Here is a 15,833-nt window from a genome sequence, read left to right as displayed (position 1 = left end):
AAGCATACACATCCATGGATAAATGGACAAAAATTGAGATGAAACGTTACAGAGTAAATTCAATGAGCTTCTCTAAAGACATTCCAATGCCACCACAAACGATCACTAAAATTGATTTATATTCTGATAAAGCAGGATGTTTATTATAAACAAGTGAAAGCGGAGCTCCACTGGCTGGTTCTAACAACACACGGTGATCATTCAAAAATGAACGACACGCCATAATCGTATCTTCATCGCTCACAGCCAACGGAATTATTTGATGTTGTTTAGAAAAATCAAACAGCCTTTGCGTAACTCGTTTTGCCGCCAAAGAAGTCGCTATGCCTGAAACTTTGGGCAATGTAATAAGTTCGCCAGCATCCATCGAAGCTTTAAATGATGCAGTACCCGTTGTTTCAGCAGTAAACACAGGAATGTCATACCAACCAAAATTGTGAAGCCCTGTTATGACACCGCACGCTAAACCACCCCCACCGACGGCAACAACGATAGCCTCTGGCCTTATTCCTTCTGCTGCAACTTCATCGATCAATGTAGCATGACCAGCCCAAATCAATGGGTGATCAAAGGGAGGAATAAATCCTGCGTGTTCAGATTCTAATGAGCGCAATGCAGCCGCATTAGCCTCATCCCAAACATCTCCCGTGACCACTACTTCAGCCCCGTAACGCTTTATCGCATCCACGAATAACGCATTACTCGTTGTAGGTAAAAAAACTTTTACCTTTACACCTAATCGCCATCCAATATAGGCCGCAGCAACACCTGCATTACCCCCAGAAGATGAAATCAATTGCTTGTAACCTTGAGCAACATAATGCTGGGCCAATCTTCCTAAACCACGGATTTTGAATGAACCGACAGGTTGATAACATTCCATCTTTAAAAAAATGGACTGGCCGGTTAATTTTTGCAGGGGCATTGATTGAATAATGGGAGTCACTACATGCAATGGTCGATTACTATTTGCCATAACGTTCCTCATCAAGAATTCTGGTTCATGCGAAGCGCTCTTTACCAGCGGTGTCGGCTCAACGATAAATCAGGGGCTCTCACCTACCCTAGAATTTGCACAAACTTTCTACAAGGAGCAATCGCAAATTTTAGTTATCGCGAGCGCAACATGGCGATCCAGAAGCTTGTCCTAGATCGCCACGCTGCGCTCGCGATGACTGGTATAGGTACGTCACAGTATAGTCCATTTTTGGAAATACTGCTTAAGCTGGAACTTTTTCTTCTACCAATCCACCAAACATAGTCATCATGTCATTAATTAGTGCCGAAAATTCAGCTGACATCAACGCAAAATCAGCATCAATTCTTTCAGCGCGCGTTTCTGCTTCTATTTCTTCAAGACGTTCTTTTATGACATCCAAAAATTTGATGCTCTTAATACTTAAATCCTCATGGAAAACACACGCCAGTTTACTCGCCCAACGAAGTGCAAGCCGACTAATATGTTTTCCTGATTGAAGATGATTAGCAACTTCTTTTGCACTAAGATCTTGTTTTTGACATTTAATGATACCTTTATCTTTTTCTGCTGCTAACATTTCACAACTATCCGCCATTTCTATTTCATCCGGATACTGTTGTTTCAGTACCCATTCAGACATTACCTGTTTAGGATCTAATTCTGTTTTCAATGCTTGAATTTTTAAACTCCCTAAACTTTTTCGCAATAATACAGTTAACTCTTCCGCACGTGGTCGACTTGAACTATCGATAATCAACAACCCAAGCTTTGGATCAATATAAGCTGCAGTTCGACGAGTTCTGATAAAAGCTTGGGCTAACAGTGTGAATTGAATTTCTTCTCGCAGTTCACGTTTTTGACGTTTTGACAACTCACCCTGCCCAGAAGCTTCGTGCTCTGCAATTTTAGCTTGAAGCGCTTCGTTGACAACAGCAGCGGGTAGAATTTTCTCTTCTTTAGCCGCCATAAATAGCAAACGGTTTTCACACGCATGCACCAACGGAGAGCGTTCATCGCCAAAAGGGCTCACCCACCCGTAACTCGATAATTGCGTTCGCCCACAATGCTGCAGAACATTTTCCGATAACTTTTCTTCTAGCTGTTGTGCATTCAACCGAAACGGTTCTTGAAATTGAAACAATTGAACATTTTTAAACCACATGATTGCTCATCCTTAGTGTCAGTCTTATTACTGGAGACCCAAAGGAGTGAGTTTAACACGAGGAATTCAAAACCTCCAAACTACAGTCATGAGCTCCGCAGTTCCTGCTGCATAGGTACTGGAAATGATATTTGTTGATTTCTCGGAAGAAAGGGGTCAGGCACGCAAATTTGCATGCCTGACCCCTTTGATTGACATATTAGCGTTCTTGCAAAGCCGTTTCTCTTGCTTTAGTAAAGGGTTTGAGCAGATAACTGAGCACAGTTTTCTCGCCCGTGAGAATACTCACTGTCACCGTCATTCCAGGAATCAGAATTAATTTCTTGTTGTCTTTCCCTCTAAGATATGATTTTTTCGTACGTAAATTCACTTCATAAAAGCTATTATCTTGCTTATCTTTTATGGCATCAGCACCAATGTTTTGTACAGTAGCATCTAAACCACCATACACTGAGTAATCATAAGCACTCACTTTTACGTTAGCTTTTTGACCCACCGTAATAAATCCGATATCAGAAGGTCTGATATATGCTTGTACCGTTAATTCATCTTCAATTGGCACTATTTCGCACACTGTTTCTCCGGGCTTCACAACTTCACCCACCGTAGTCACATAAACCTGATTCACAATACCATTCGTTGGTGATTTAATCACTGAACGAAGCATTTTATCTCTAGACTCAGCGAGCGTCTCTTGAAGAACAGAATAGTCGCCTTGGGCTTTGTTCAATTGTTCGCGCGCTTGATCAGTCTCAATATTCTTCTTATCCTCTATTGCTTGTTGCAGTGCAACAGCTTGACGTTGCAAGCGAAGAATTTCCACTTCAGATACAACGCCTTGTTTTGACAATGGCGACATTATATCTAATTCTTTTTTCAATAACTGATATTGCTTATTAAGCAATGCAATATTTCTATTAAATGCTTCTTTATCACGAGTAAAAAATTTATTCGCCTCTTCAGCCTGTTCAGGATATGACGTTTGAAATTCTGAATTAAATTCTAATTTTTCAGCGCCATCAACTTTAGCTGTTAACCGCACGATATCTGCTTTTAATACTGCCAATTTCGTTGATCCTTCCTTATATTCGGAAGCAAAACGCGTATCATCTAAAACAAATAAAACTTGGTCTTTTTTAACATGATCACCTTCTTTAACATCAATCTTTTTAACAATGCCACCTTCAAGATGTTGAACCGCTTGGACTTGTGACGAAGCCACAATTTTTCCGTTTGCATTTGTTGAAACGTTTAATTTTGCAAAAAAAGCCCAAATAAAAGTGATAACAATCACTGCCAAAAGCAGGTAAAGTGCATTTGCCGCTTTTTGGGGCACATGCCTATAAACACTACTTTGACTATCTGCAATATAATCAGTCTGAGTTTCTTTTTTCTCAGATGACCTTTCATTTAAATCTGTAGGATTTTCCTTGTCAGTATTCATATGAATAACTCCTTATTTCTCTGGCTTAGTTTCAGGCTTTAATAATTTATCGAGTATTAAAGCTTTAGGCCCATCAGCCACTAAGCGACCTCCATCAATCACAAGCACTCTATCCACCAAATCTAAAACAGAGGCACGATGTGTCACAACAATTAAAGTTTTTCCTTTTAAATACGGTGGCAGCGCTTTCATAAAATCTTGCTCAAAACCGTTATCAACAGACCCTGTGGGCTCATCCAGCATTAATACCGAAGGATTCGCTATCAGTGCGCGTGCTAATGCAACGGCTGTTCGTTGCCCACTAGAAAGTAGTTGCCCACGCTCACCGACTGGCATGTCGTATCCTGAAGGGTGAATTTGCACAATCTTATCAACACCTGCCAATTGCGCGGCGCGAAGAATTTCATCATCACTTGCACGAGGATTTCCCATAGCAATATTATCTCGGATCGTTCCATAAAATAGTACGCTATCGTCAGATACATAATGCACATTTCGACGTAAATCAGCAGGATCTATTTCTGTATTATCTGATCCATCGATACGAATAATTCCTTGCGTGGGCGCATATAGCCCATTAATTAATTTCAGCAAAGTACTTTTACCCGCGCCAATTTTACCGACTATACCAATCCTCTCACCTTCTTTAATTTGAAAATTAATTTTATCTAAGGCAGCGATTCGTTCATTCGGATAATAGAATGTGACATTTTCAAAACTAACGTTTCCTTTCAAAGTAGGGCGCTGTAAAAAACTATCTCGCACCCCTCTATCAGTTGGCATTGTCATAATTCGATTTAATCCGCGCAATGCAGCACGAGATCTTTCCAAACGGTTTAATAATCCAGAGACCTGACCTAACATCATTGCACGACCTGCTAAAATTGTGCAGGCGATCAAACCACCCACCGTTAAGCTTCCGCTAGCAATCAAATAGACTCCCGTAATGACAACGGCAATCACAACCACTTGCTGCACCCAAACGGTTAAATTCATCGTTAAAGCAGAATAAAATCGAGAAATGCTAGCCGCTTCTGTTGTTTTAGCAACACTATTTTCCCAATGTCGCTGCATAATGCCTTCCGCGTTCAATGCTTTTATAGATTCCAATCCGCTCACAGCTTCCACTAACAAAGCTTGGCGAAATGTAGCACCTGCCAACGTATTTTTTATCGCTTGACGACTAGGAATTTCGAGCAGATAAGCAGCAATTATAGTTATCGGTATCGCAATGAGTGGAATTAACACTATTACGCCACCAATAATCCACACGACGAGTAAATAAAGAAAAATAAAAGGTATATCGATTAAGCTTACAAAGGTTGCTGAAGTAAAAAATTCTTGTAACGCCTCGAATTCACTAAAATATCCGGCAACTGTTCCCGCAGAAGAGGGTTTACTCGCCATACGTAATCCAATCAATTGCTTAAACAAGGTAGCCGATAGTTCTTTATCCGCATTTCGTCCAGCCATATCGATGAGATAATGACGTAACATTCGAGCCGCCATATCAAATGCGAAAAATATCATCGCACCAATAGCCAACACCCATAATGTTGTCATTGCTTGATTTGGCACAACGCGATCATACACATTCATAACAAATAATGGGGCAACCAACACAAATAAATTCGTCAGAAATGCCGCGATCATTACATGAAGATACAATCTTTTATTTTTATATAAAACCTTCCAAAACCATGAGGGTTGTTCGATATCAACCATCCCCTGACTTCTTTCTTCTAATTTCACGATAGGTGAAGTTAAAATAACATAACCACCGTAAATTCTAGATAATTCTTCTTTGGAAATAGTTACAGGCTGATGAATATCATCCGATTTCAAAACATCAAATTTATTCAGCTCAGATGATTTAGTAAGTACTAAAGCATCATTATTTTTTAGGATTATAATGGCGGGAACATCAATTTCAGCTAGAGCCTCAAATTTAATTTGTTCTAGCTTAGCCTCTACACCCGCTTGTTCGCACGCTCGCTGCATCAGCGAAGGGGTTAATTTACCTTCGACAAGCGGCAATCCGGAAATTGCTGAATCAGCTGAAAAACGTAAATCGAAAAATCCACAAATTGCTTCCAAACAAGTCAACAATTTATCTTGACTTCGAGCTTCTGCGTTCACTGATACTACCTCCCATCCTAGGAAACACAATTGGGTATTAGATATAGTTATCTAGACCCCTTGATGAAAGTGTAGAACATAGTGACAGATCTCGCCACTTGACGGGAAAATGTGTTTGCGAGGAGAGCCTGGATAGAGCGCCACCAATCGTAGCGAGAAGCACAAGAGTGCTGGTGCCCTATCCTACTAGATTAAAGATTGAAGACTTATTGTTCCTATCGCTTCCAAGACACGATAATACGCTATGGCGTTATCATAATTAGCGCTAACAAGAGCATTTTGCGCGGCATATAAATCATCTTGGGCGTCTAACACATTAAATAATTCTCGCTGACCGAGTTCGAATTGTTTAATGTAGTCCCGCACAACCTGTGTATTAGCGTTTACGGACCCTTTGAATATGGATATGGAGTCACGACTCGATGTAAAATTTGACCATGCATCACGCACTCGCTCTCTCACTTTACGTGCAATATCGAGAGATTTTTGCTGAGCCTGTACACGATCGAATGCCGCAGTATTATAAGCAGCGACATCACTTCCGCCTGCAACAAAATTATACGACAAGACGGCCATCCCCATCACAGAACCATCAGAGCCTTCTACACCACTGAGATTATTGTCTGCTCTAGCCGTTAATTCTGCATCAACCCTGGGGTAAAAACGGGAGCGTATAACTCCAATATGCGCCTTTGCTGCTTGAGAAGTATTGATCGATGCTAAAATGGCAGGATTATTTTCCATCGCAATGGTAACTGCATTAAAAAGATTTCGAGGAAGGAATCTTACAGGCTGTATTGGCATTGCTAAATCGACCGCAGGAGCTTGATTCGCGACTGTACAATAACGGGTTTCAGCTTCTTCCAACAACCTTTTAGACTCGCGGAATTGAGCTTCTGATCGAGCTAATCGAGCATCAGCCAACTCAACATCAACACGTGTACCTGCCCCACCCTTGAATCGTAATCGAACTTTTCTCAGGGTTTCTTTATGTGAATTAACGTTTTTTTGCGCAATCACTAAAATTTCCCGCTGTCGCTTAACATTCAGATAAGCCTCAGCCATCTGTAGCATCACATTGTTGCAGGTATTGCGTAAATCAAATTTGGCACTACGTGAATCAAAAACACGCTCATGAATAGAACTGCCCACACCCCAGCCATCAACAATTAATTGACTGGCTGTCAAAGAAAATTCAGAGCGATCTAGAGTCAAATGGCCTTTTGAATTTTTCAAGGCTCTCACTGTAGGATTGACAGCTCGTTCACGACCACCAGCGGCACGAGCACTAAATTGCGGAAGATATTGACCTACTGCCTGATTAACTTCATAAGCTCGGGCGGTTCGATTCGCTAAAGAAGCGCGCACTTCGGGATTCGTGGCAAGCGTTTGGCGAGATACTTCTGATAATGTGACAGCATATGTCTGAGCTGAAATGCTCAACAATAGCCCTGCCCCTACAACCTTCCAATGTCGAAGTCGCATGAAACCCTCCTAGTTCTGATGTGCATCTAAATAACGATGCCTGGCCGTACGCCTTTTCGCGACAAACGGGTAGTATAATGATTCTCCCCCTCTACAAGCAAGCCCTTCCTACAAATGGGCTAATTACGGGTTCATATGCTATTATTAACGTATCAGCGGTTTCCGCTGCATATGGATTCGCAGAGCAGGGATTATGATCAAAGATTTCAAAGTATCTTTAAAAGTGAGTGTTCTAGGACTATTCCTAACATTGTTCATTGCAACAATATTAACAATTGTACTAATCACCTCATTTCGATTTTATCGATCCCAAATGGTTATTTCTGATCAACAAATGGAAACCGTTGCAAGGGAAGTACAGCGTGAACTGATCGGTGTGTTACATCCCGCAGAGCAATCAAGCAACCTCGCCGTAAAATTAATTGGATCGAACACCGTCGATCTGAACACAACGGCCGAAATGGAAGATTTTTCTTTAGAACTTCTCAAAACAATCCCTAATGCTGCAATGGTGTATTGGGGAGATACTCAAGGAAACTTTATTGTTTCACGACGTGAATCCGATAACACTATATCATCAGAAATTATTAATCGAGGCGCAACTCCACCCACTGACAACTATATTTATCGCGACAGGTCAGAAAAAGTAATTAAAATAGTGGCTCAACCTAAAATCACGTATGACCCACGCTCTCGTCCTTGGTACCAAGATGCTGTTAATAAAAAAGCATTTATTTGGTCTAAAGCCTACGTATTTTTTTCAGGCGCTGGAAAAACACTTGGCGTAACAGCAGCACAACCCGTATATAAAAATAATGTTTTGCAAGGTGTTGTGGGTATTGATATGAAGTTAAAAAGTTTGTCTGAATTTTTAAAAACCCAAGTTATTGGAAAAACAGGCGTAGCATACATCATCGGTGCGTCAGGAAATTTAATTGCGCACCCCAGTCTCGTTAACATTCAAAATAATAAAGACGCCCAATTAAGCTCTGTCAAGGAACTACCCTCCTGGCAAGAAAAAGCATTCGATGAATTTCAAAAATCCGGCAAAGAGAAATTTATTTTTTATGACAAAAAACTGAGCTACCTCGCTTCAATTAAGAACATCCCGGGATTTCAAGATAAGCTTTGGCGTATTGTTGTCGTTGTACCCGAAGATGATTTTGTTGGGGAATTAAAAAATGCTAATATTATGACCATAAAGATTTGCGCCTTAATATTATTCTTCGGTATTATTCTCATTACCTTTTACTCACGACAAATTTCAAAATCTTTGGGGAAACTCGTCGCAGTCACCGGAAAAATCCGCGAATTCGACCTAGCAGAAACACCGCCTATAGATACTCATATTCATGAGATCTCCTACCTCTGTGAAGCTATCTATTCAATGCGAACAGGGCTACGCTCTTTTCAAAAATATGTCCCCGCTGATCTCGTTCGAATTTTAGTGCACAAAGGCATGGGGGATCAGATTGGGGGGTCAAGAAAAGATATCACTATTTTCTTTTCGGATATAAAAAGTTTCACTACGATCGCAGAAAAAATCCCACCCGAAGAACTAATGCAACATCTCTGCGATTATTTTGACGTCGTGAGCACAATTATTCGCGAAAATCTTGGGAACATAGATAAATATATTGGTGATGCCGTTATGGCATTTTGGAATAGCCCCTTGCCTGATGACAAGCATTGCTACCATGCCTGTATTTCGGCGTTACAATTTCAACATAAACTGAAACAACTGAACAAGGTATGGAAAGAATCCGGAAGACCAGAATTCCCGACGCGAATTGGCATTCATACAGGCGATGCAATCGTCGGCAACCTCGGTTCATCAACTCGTGTTAATTATACAGCAATTGGTGACAACATAAATCTAGCGAGTCGCTTGGAAAATATTAATCGAATCTATGGCACAAAAATAATCGTCAGCGACAGCGTTGTGGCTGTAGTAAATGATTTTTTTGTTTTTCGAATTCTTGATTCTATCACTGTCAAGGGGCAAGCCGTTCATCATAAAATATATGAACTAATTTGCGAACGAACCTCTACGACAGACTCTTCGATTTTGAACTATGTTAAACTTTATGATGACGCATTTAATGCCTACCAACAACAACGGTGGGAAGACGCGATTAATCTATTAAACGAACTGCTTAAAGAACATTCGGATGATAAAGCCGCTAAAGTATTGCTTGAACGATGCAAACGTTTTAAGCGAAATCCACCCCCAGCGGATTGGGATGGTGTATGGAGGTATACAACTAAGGACTAATACAGATTATACCAAATAGGCCAAAGTCCAAAAAAGGTCTATAATTGCTATAAGGGGTATTAGAAGTTGATACGTCAACTAAGGTAATGAGGGATTTACTATGATTCTTGAAACATTGGCTAATAACAGCCTCTTCCATAATGTGTCGGAAGATTATTTACAAATGATGGTTGCTAACCGGGTTGAAGTTAACTTAGATCCGGGCGAGTTTCTATTCCATCAAGGCGATTTGGGCAAAGGGATGTATATCTTAGTCGAAGGGACTATCGATGTGGTTCTTGAAACTGACAATCGCCAAAAAATAATTAAAGTCCTTGCAACGCTTCAACCCGGAGAGTACGTGGGTGAAGTTTGTATGTTATCACCGCAAGAACGGACGGCGGGCGTCCATGCCAAAAATAGAGCGAAATTACTTTATATTGACGCTAAACATTTCTTACGTGATATCGAAGACAAGGATCCCAATGCACTGCAAATCAGTCACAACGTCGCACTAACACTTTCAGAGCGATTAAAAAAGGCGAATGCGCTTGTGGCCTCTCTGTCACGAGATAATTTATCGGCGATTGTATAACATGAAAATGATTTTCTTAGGATCAGGGACCGCCTTCACTATAGGCGCAAATAATTATCATTCGAATGTTTTACTGGTAACCGATGATAACAAAAAATTATTGATCGATTGCGGGTCTGATGCACGTCATGCGCTCTATGAACTGAAAATGGCACACCGTGATATTACAGACGTGTATATTTCTCATCTACATGCAGACCATATGGGTGGATTAGAATGGCTCGGGTTCACTCGCAAATTCGATGATCAGTGTGACAGACCAAAACTCTACATCAGCGAATCACTTATGCATGATTTATGGGAAAAATCACTTTCAGGAAGCATGGAATCACTTGAAGGCGAATTGTGTCATTTAAACACATACTTTGACCCCATCGGAATTAAAGAAAATGACACATTTCATTGGAACGGAATTGAATTTCGTGTAGTTCAAACAGCTCATGTTATGAATGGATTTACACTAGCGCCTTGCCACGGTCTTTTTTTCAAAGCCAATCAAACTAAAATTTACTACACTGCAGACACTCAATTTTGCCCGCAATTACTTATGCGATTCTACACCGAAGCTGATGTTATTTTTCAAGATTGCGAGACAGCAACACAACATAGTGGCGTGCATGCTCATTTCAGTGATCTGGCCACACTTCCTGAATCGATAAAAATGAAAATGTGGCTTTATCATTACAATCCCGGACATCTCCCCGATGCAAAAGAGCACGGTTTTTTGGGGTTCGTGAAAAAAGGGCAAGAATTTAAATTCTAGCGCTTCATCGTATCAAAAAATTCTTCGTTAGTTTTGGTATGACCCAATTTTTCCAACAAGAAATCAATAGAAGGCTTTTCACCCATATTATGGAGTATTCTTCGTAATATCCACATTCTATTCAGCTCTTCCGCATTTGTAATCAATTCTTCACGACGAGTACCTGAACGTTGAATATTAATTGCCGGGAAAGTTCGTCCTTCGGCAATAGCGCGATCCAAATGAATTTCACTGTTACCCGTACTTTTAAATTCTTCGTAAATAACGTCATCCATTTTTGAACCCGTATCAATCAACGCGGTCGCTAAAATTGTTAAACTTCCACCACCTTCAATATTACGAGCAGCACCAAAAAATCGTTTCGGCCGTTGTAATGCATTGGCATCAACACCACCCGTTAAGACTTTTCCTGAAGCAGGAACAACAGTATTGTAAGCACGTGCTAAACGAGTAATAGAGTCCAATAAAATAACAACATCAAGTTTGTGTTCGACTAAGCGCTTCGCTTTTTCAATTACCATTTCAGCAACTTGAATATGACGTGTTGCAGGCTCATCAAAAGTACTCGCAACGACTTCACCTTTAACGCACCGCTCCATTTCAGTTACTTCTTCAGGGCGCTCATCAATCAACAATACAATCAAATAACATTCAGGATAATTATTCGCAATTGATGCTGCTATATTTTGAAGCATCATTGTTTTACCCGCTTTTGGTGGAGAAACGATCAAACCTCGTTGTCCTTTACCAATAGGCGCCACCAAATCAATGATGCGCGGAGTAACATCTTCTTTACTACCGTTACCGCGTTGCATAATAATTCGACTATCAGGATGCACTGGAGTTAAATTTTCGAATGCCACACGATCTTTCGCAACTTCAGGCGAGTCAAAATTAATTTTTTCTACTTCTATCAGGGCTAAATATCGTTCGCCTTCTTTTGGCGCTCGAATAATACCGACAACACTATCACCTGTTCTTAAATTAAATCGTCTAATTTGGTTAGGTGAAACATAAATATCATCAGGACCCGGCAAATAAGACATTTTGGGAGATCGTAAAAACCCGAATCCATCGGGTAATATTTCAAGTACACCATTCCCATGAATCGCTGTCTTTAGCTCAGGATGCTCAAGAGCTAATTTTTTTGAAATTTCAAAAATTAAAACTTGTTTGCTCTTTCCGGCAAGGTTATCAATTTGCAATTGCCTGCCCATTTCCATTAACTCTTCGGGTCTTTTTTGCTGGAGATCAGCGACATTTATACTTTCAACTTTGACTTTAACCACAATTTTTCTCTCTCGTTATAGAACAAATTTTGCATGAAACAAAATTAGTTATAGAAATTAATTTAAAGATACTCATCAACAAAGGCCGTTAATTGGGATTTTGTCAATGCACCTACTCGTGTCGCTTCATTTACGCCATTTTTAAATATCATTAATGTCGGAATTGAACGCACAGAATATTTTACAGCCACATCAGGATTTTCATCAGTATTTAGTTTCACAACTTTTAGTCGATCTGAATATTCTACAGAAACCTCATCTAAAATTGGCGCTATGCTTTTGCATGGCCCACACCACTCAGCCCAAAAATCAACCAACACTGGGCCCTGTGCTTTTAGCACTTCCGTTTCGAATGATGCATCGGTAACAGCTACTGTGTTTTTACTCATTACTTAAGCCTCTAAAATTAACCTTCACCACGTAAAATTTTGTTGAATTCACTGATAAAGGGGATTAATCAAATGGGAATTCTCGGGTCTGCCGAGCTAGGACTCTATAAGCATAGGCACTAATTTCAGAAAAAGCAAGCCTGAAAGCACGTCTCAGTTAAGAATTATTGTACTATAGATTTCCCAAGCCACCATTTCTTTGAGTATCTGCCGCATTGTCGGCCTGACCATGCTCTAAGCTTAACAACTCAACTGCTTGATTATCGGGCAAATTGTTTCGTTCTTGACCACCCGCATAGGCCACTCTAAATCGTCCCGCCCTTACCAAATTATCTAAAGCCGCAGGACTTCTATCACCTTGAATAAAACGCATCTCAGGGGATAAATCCCATCCCATTGTAATTCTCACAACGCCATCTAAATAGCTCGTAATAAAATCGCCGGATGCAATAAAAATACTATGCGACCCACCAACTATAATTGCGACCAGAAAAGGTGTTCCAAAATTTGACACTAACAGTGTTTGGATATTATACGTTGACAAAGCCATATTAATGACCACAATCGTGACACCATTTAACCCTAAAAATACAATCTTAACGGGTACCGGCATTCTCAAAATCATGCGATTAATTATTCCAATTACGGGCGAACCTTCCAGGGCATAAATAGCCTGAAAACAAAAATTTTGAATCGTACCAAAAAATGTAAAAATGAACGCGTTAGCATTCGCCCACCCTCGACTTCCTGTGAACTCAAATGCTGTATTATAGATTACTATATACGTACGATAAACGAGCTCCAGCATACCTAATGTAACGATAATATAGGTTCCGGTACCCGGTCTTTGCGGGGGAAAAGGTCTTCCTTCCGCCGCATATCGATCTCGCCAAATCATGCGCAAATCAGAGCAAATGGAAAATAGCACCGCGAAACCCGCCAATAATAAACTAAACCCAATCGTTAAAAAGGATCGACTTGAAATATTCCAAAATTCTCGAGTGCCTTCTTCATTTTCGTTAGCGACTAATCCTGCGAGAGCGACACATGATGCGACAGAAACATAACCTAACCAAGCTCTTGTTTCAAAAACAGGGGAAAGATATCGTCTATTGATAAAAGACACAAAAGCATTTGACGGGGGAACAAATATTGCAATAGGCGTTCTAAATCTATTCGCCAACCAATCTACACCATGGGCAGTATATTCTTGGATTGCAGGTGTCCAAAATCGCCACGTTACATAAGCCGTACCACAAAACCATAACGTGAAAAACATCGCAAGAATGCGGTTGTCACCAATAAGCGGATAACCTAATAATAATATAAGGTCAAAAATACTTAGAACTTCTTCGAAAGAATTTGCGTAAGTGACTAATGCACGAAAAACAAAACCGATGAAAATTGCTGAGGTTGTAAAACTAACTAAATTTAATGGGGCGGGTTGTGTAGGTGGAAAAAATTCATTCTCTGGCCAGCGTGGAATTTCTAAAATTTCATCGTCATCACGTTCAACGACAGCCAACTGCAAGCCCGTTTCGTTGCTACCACCACCATTCTCTATACTATCTTCTTCTAATGCTCGCATTATTATCTCTCATACAAACCCATAAAGGGCACATTTTACTCTTTTATTGCCAAAAAAACAACTTAACTGGGATTACAACAGCAGTCCCCGGCTAATAGAAATCATTTGCATTCAAGGTGATAGAAGAGATTCCTTTTGCGATGAGGGGTTTTAGGGGAGAGAATCGTGATTCTCTCCCCTAAATATATTAAAGGAAGCATCTCTCGGTTTTAAAATCAACACTCATCAATACAGGGCATTGAGCGACTAAAATACCCAAAATCCTTAACCGAGAGATGCTGGCGGCCTAATCTGGAAAGCGAGCAGCTGCCCATAGCCCTCCAAAGGTGATGCAATCAAAATAACCAGCAGCTGTAAAGCGAGAATTAAAAACAAGGGAGATAAATCATGACCTCCTATGGGCGGGATTAATCGTCTCACAGGCCTTAAACTAGGTTCCGTTAGTTTATAAATCGCTTCCAAAACGGGAGCTAGTTGCGCATTTTGAATCCAGGATAAAATCACTCGACCAATGATTAGATAAATAAATAAGTGGAATACATTTTGTAGTAAATCGCCAAGACACCACACGATAATCCCTGATAAACGAGGCGAGCTGGAAAATAGCATCCATCCCATAAAAATAAATTTCATTACTGTTAAAGTCACAATAACAACGAGCACTGCAAAATCGATTCCTCGCCAAGTAGGCAACCAGTGCTGCAACGCTTTAACTGCAGGTGTCGTAATACGAATTACAAACTGACAAAGAGGATTATAATAATTTGCGTGCAATTTTTGCAGCAATAATCGCAACAAAAGTAACATGATGTAAAACGAAAAAACGGTGTCTAATAAAGACCATAAAGAGGCAATAATTGTCGACATCGCTAATCCTTCTATAAATGGGCTACTTTAAACCTTCAGATAATTCTCGTGCACGAACAGCCGCAGCCGTCATTGCATCATAAACCAATTTTCGCAAACTTCCTGATTCCAGAGTCTTGATAGCTTGCTCTGTAGTGCCTCCTGGTGAAGTCACTTGTTCACGTAACATTATCACAGAATCAGAACTTTCCAAGGCTAATCTTGCTGCGCCTAGCGCCGTTTGTAAACTGAGCAAACTCGCCTCACCTTCCGAAAGTCCTAATTTAGTAGCGGCTTCTTGCATCGCTTCAATTAACAAAAAGAAATAAGCGGGACCACTACCCGACAACGCTGTCACTGCATCTAATTTAGATTCATCATCAACCCAAACGGTGACACCAACCGATCGCAATAATGTTTCTGCTATCTCTCTTTGTATTTCAGACGTATTCTCATTCGCGAATAAGCCAGTGGCAGCACTACGAACCAACGCAGCGATATTAGGCATGCATCGAACAATTGCACAATTGAATCCGAGTTTTTTTTGAATAAGCTCCGCTCTGACACCAGCAGCAATTGAAATCACCAACAACTGGCGTTCCTGAATTGTCTGAGCAAGCTCTTCAATAACAACAGAAATTATTTGCGGTTTCACACACAAAACAATCACATCAGTCACTGCTGCAATTGATTTATTATCAGTTGAAATATGAATATTGAGATGTTCTGAGAGCTTTTGCAAACCAGCAACATCAGGCGAAGAAGCATAAATTTTCTGAGGATCATATCCATCATTTATGAGTCCAGCAATTAAATTGGCCCCCATATTTCCTGCACCAATAAACGCAATTTTTCGTCCGTCCATAACTTATCCTCTATAAAAAATCTTTAAATCTACCA

General features: G+C 40.3%; 13 protein-coding genes. 3 read left to right on the top strand and 10 right to left on the bottom strand.

Annotated features, from left to right (window positions below; genetic code table 11):
• Window positions 1–46: 46 nt before the first annotated feature.
• The 5 genes from K2X50_08730 to K2X50_08710 form a co-directional block, all read right to left on the bottom strand.
• Window positions 47–976, bottom strand: a complete 930-nt coding sequence (locus K2X50_08730; protein ID MBX9587328.1) for a pyridoxal-phosphate dependent enzyme — start codon at window positions 974–976, stop codon at window positions 47–49.
• 244 nt (window positions 977–1,220) lie between these two features.
• A complete protein-coding gene (locus K2X50_08725; protein MBX9587327.1) occupies window positions 1,221–2,141 on the bottom strand; it encodes a recombination-associated protein RdgC in 921 nt (306 codons plus the stop codon).
• Between the two features lie 199 nt (window positions 2,142–2,340).
• Window positions 2,341–3,585 carry an HlyD family type I secretion periplasmic adaptor subunit gene (locus K2X50_08720; protein ID MBX9587326.1) on the bottom strand — a complete coding sequence of 415 codons (1,245 nt, stop codon included), beginning with the start codon at window positions 3,583–3,585 and terminating at the stop codon, window positions 2,341–2,343.
• A 12-nt stretch (window positions 3,586–3,597) separates the two neighbouring features.
• On the bottom strand, window positions 3,598–5,724 hold the full coding sequence (locus K2X50_08715; GenBank protein MBX9587325.1) for a type I secretion system permease/ATPase: 2,127 nt from the start codon (window positions 5,722–5,724) through the stop codon (window positions 3,598–3,600).
• 186 nt (window positions 5,725–5,910) lie between these two features.
• On the bottom strand, window positions 5,911–7,209 hold the full coding sequence (locus K2X50_08710; GenBank protein ID MBX9587324.1) for a TolC family outer membrane protein: 1,299 nt from the start codon (window positions 7,207–7,209) through the stop codon (window positions 5,911–5,913).
• Between the two features lie 193 nt (window positions 7,210–7,402).
• Here K2X50_08710 and K2X50_08705 point away from each other — a divergent pair, with 193 nt between their 5' ends.
• The 3 genes from K2X50_08705 to K2X50_08695 all read left to right on the top strand — a co-directional run bounded on the left by K2X50_08705 (window position 7,403) and on the right by K2X50_08695 (window position 10,821).
• Complete coding sequence (locus K2X50_08705) at window positions 7,403–9,484, top strand: Cache 3/Cache 2 fusion domain-containing protein (protein MBX9587323.1); 2,082 nt, start codon at window positions 7,403–7,405, stop codon at window positions 9,482–9,484.
• Between the two features lie 100 nt (window positions 9,485–9,584).
• A complete protein-coding gene (locus tag K2X50_08700) occupies window positions 9,585–10,058 on the top strand; it encodes a cyclic nucleotide-binding domain-containing protein (protein MBX9587322.1) in 474 nt (157 codons plus the stop codon).
• Window position 10,059: 1 nt separating this feature from the next.
• The gene (locus tag K2X50_08695; GenBank protein MBX9587321.1) at window positions 10,060–10,821 is read left to right on the top strand and encodes an MBL fold metallo-hydrolase; all 762 of its coding nucleotides are present in this window, start codon (window positions 10,060–10,062) and stop codon (window positions 10,819–10,821) included.
• On the opposite strand, the gene rho is transcribed toward K2X50_08695, so the two are convergent.
• The 5 genes from rho to proC form a co-directional block, all read right to left on the bottom strand.
• Window positions 10,818–12,086, bottom strand: a complete 1,269-nt coding sequence (gene rho / locus K2X50_08690) for a transcription termination factor Rho (protein MBX9587320.1) — start codon at window positions 12,084–12,086, stop codon at window positions 10,818–10,820. The two genes, K2X50_08695 and rho, sit on opposite strands and share 4 nt — an antisense overlap.
• A gap of 86 nt (window positions 12,087–12,172) precedes the next feature.
• Window positions 12,173–12,499, bottom strand: coding sequence for a thioredoxin TrxA (gene trxA / locus K2X50_08685; GenBank protein ID MBX9587319.1), 327 nt, complete (start codon window positions 12,497–12,499; stop codon window positions 12,173–12,175).
• Between the two features lie 172 nt (window positions 12,500–12,671).
• On the bottom strand, window positions 12,672–14,087 hold the full coding sequence (locus K2X50_08680) for a hypothetical protein (protein MBX9587318.1): 1,416 nt from the start codon (window positions 14,085–14,087) through the stop codon (window positions 12,672–12,674).
• A 264-nt stretch (window positions 14,088–14,351) separates the two neighbouring features.
• Complete coding sequence (locus K2X50_08675) at window positions 14,352–14,954, bottom strand: YggT family protein (GenBank protein ID MBX9587317.1); 603 nt, start codon at window positions 14,952–14,954, stop codon at window positions 14,352–14,354.
• A gap of 22 nt (window positions 14,955–14,976) precedes the next feature.
• Window positions 14,977–15,798 carry a pyrroline-5-carboxylate reductase gene (gene proC / locus K2X50_08670; GenBank protein MBX9587316.1) on the bottom strand — a complete coding sequence of 274 codons (822 nt, stop codon included), beginning with the start codon at window positions 15,796–15,798 and terminating at the stop codon, window positions 14,977–14,979.
• Window positions 15,799–15,833 lie beyond the last annotated feature (35 nt).

The organism is Gammaproteobacteria bacterium (assembly GCA_019748175.1).
Taxonomy (GTDB): domain Bacteria; phylum Pseudomonadota; class Gammaproteobacteria; order JAIEPX01; family JAIEPX01; genus JAIEPX01.
The sequence above is the reverse complement of the archived record's forward strand: the minus strand, read 5'-3'. Positions and strand labels throughout refer to the sequence as shown.

Bases quoted from the DNA above. Each gene is read 5' to 3' on its own strand.
- K2X50_08730 (MBX9587328.1), bottom strand. From the start codon at position 976: ATGGCAAATAGTAATCGACCATTGCATGTAGTGACTCCCATTATTCAA.
- K2X50_08725 (MBX9587327.1), bottom strand. From the start codon at position 2,141: ATGTGGTTTAAAAATGTTCAATTGTTTCAATTTCAAGAACCGTTTCGG.
- K2X50_08720 (MBX9587326.1), bottom strand. From the start codon at position 3,585: ATGAATACTGACAAGGAAAATCCTACAGATTTAAATGAAAGGTCATCT.
- K2X50_08710 (MBX9587324.1), bottom strand. From the start codon at position 7,209: ATGCGACTTCGACATTGGAAGGTTGTAGGGGCAGGGCTATTGTTGAGC.
- K2X50_08705 (MBX9587323.1), top strand. From the start codon at position 7,403: ATGATCAAAGATTTCAAAGTATCTTTAAAAGTGAGTGTTCTAGGACTA.
- K2X50_08700 (MBX9587322.1), top strand. From the start codon at position 9,585: ATGATTCTTGAAACATTGGCTAATAACAGCCTCTTCCATAATGTGTCG.
- K2X50_08695 (MBX9587321.1), top strand. From the start codon at position 10,060: ATGAAAATGATTTTCTTAGGATCAGGGACCGCCTTCACTATAGGCGCA.
- trxA (MBX9587319.1), bottom strand. From the start codon at position 12,499: ATGAGTAAAAACACAGTAGCTGTTACCGATGCATCATTCGAAACGGAA.
- K2X50_08680 (MBX9587318.1), bottom strand. From the start codon at position 14,087: ATGCGAGCATTAGAAGAAGATAGTATAGAGAATGGTGGTGGTAGCAAC.
- K2X50_08675 (MBX9587317.1), bottom strand. From the start codon at position 14,954: ATGTCGACAATTATTGCCTCTTTATGGTCTTTATTAGACACCGTTTTT.
- proC (MBX9587316.1), bottom strand. From the start codon at position 15,798: ATGGACGGACGAAAAATTGCGTTTATTGGTGCAGGAAATATGGGGGCC.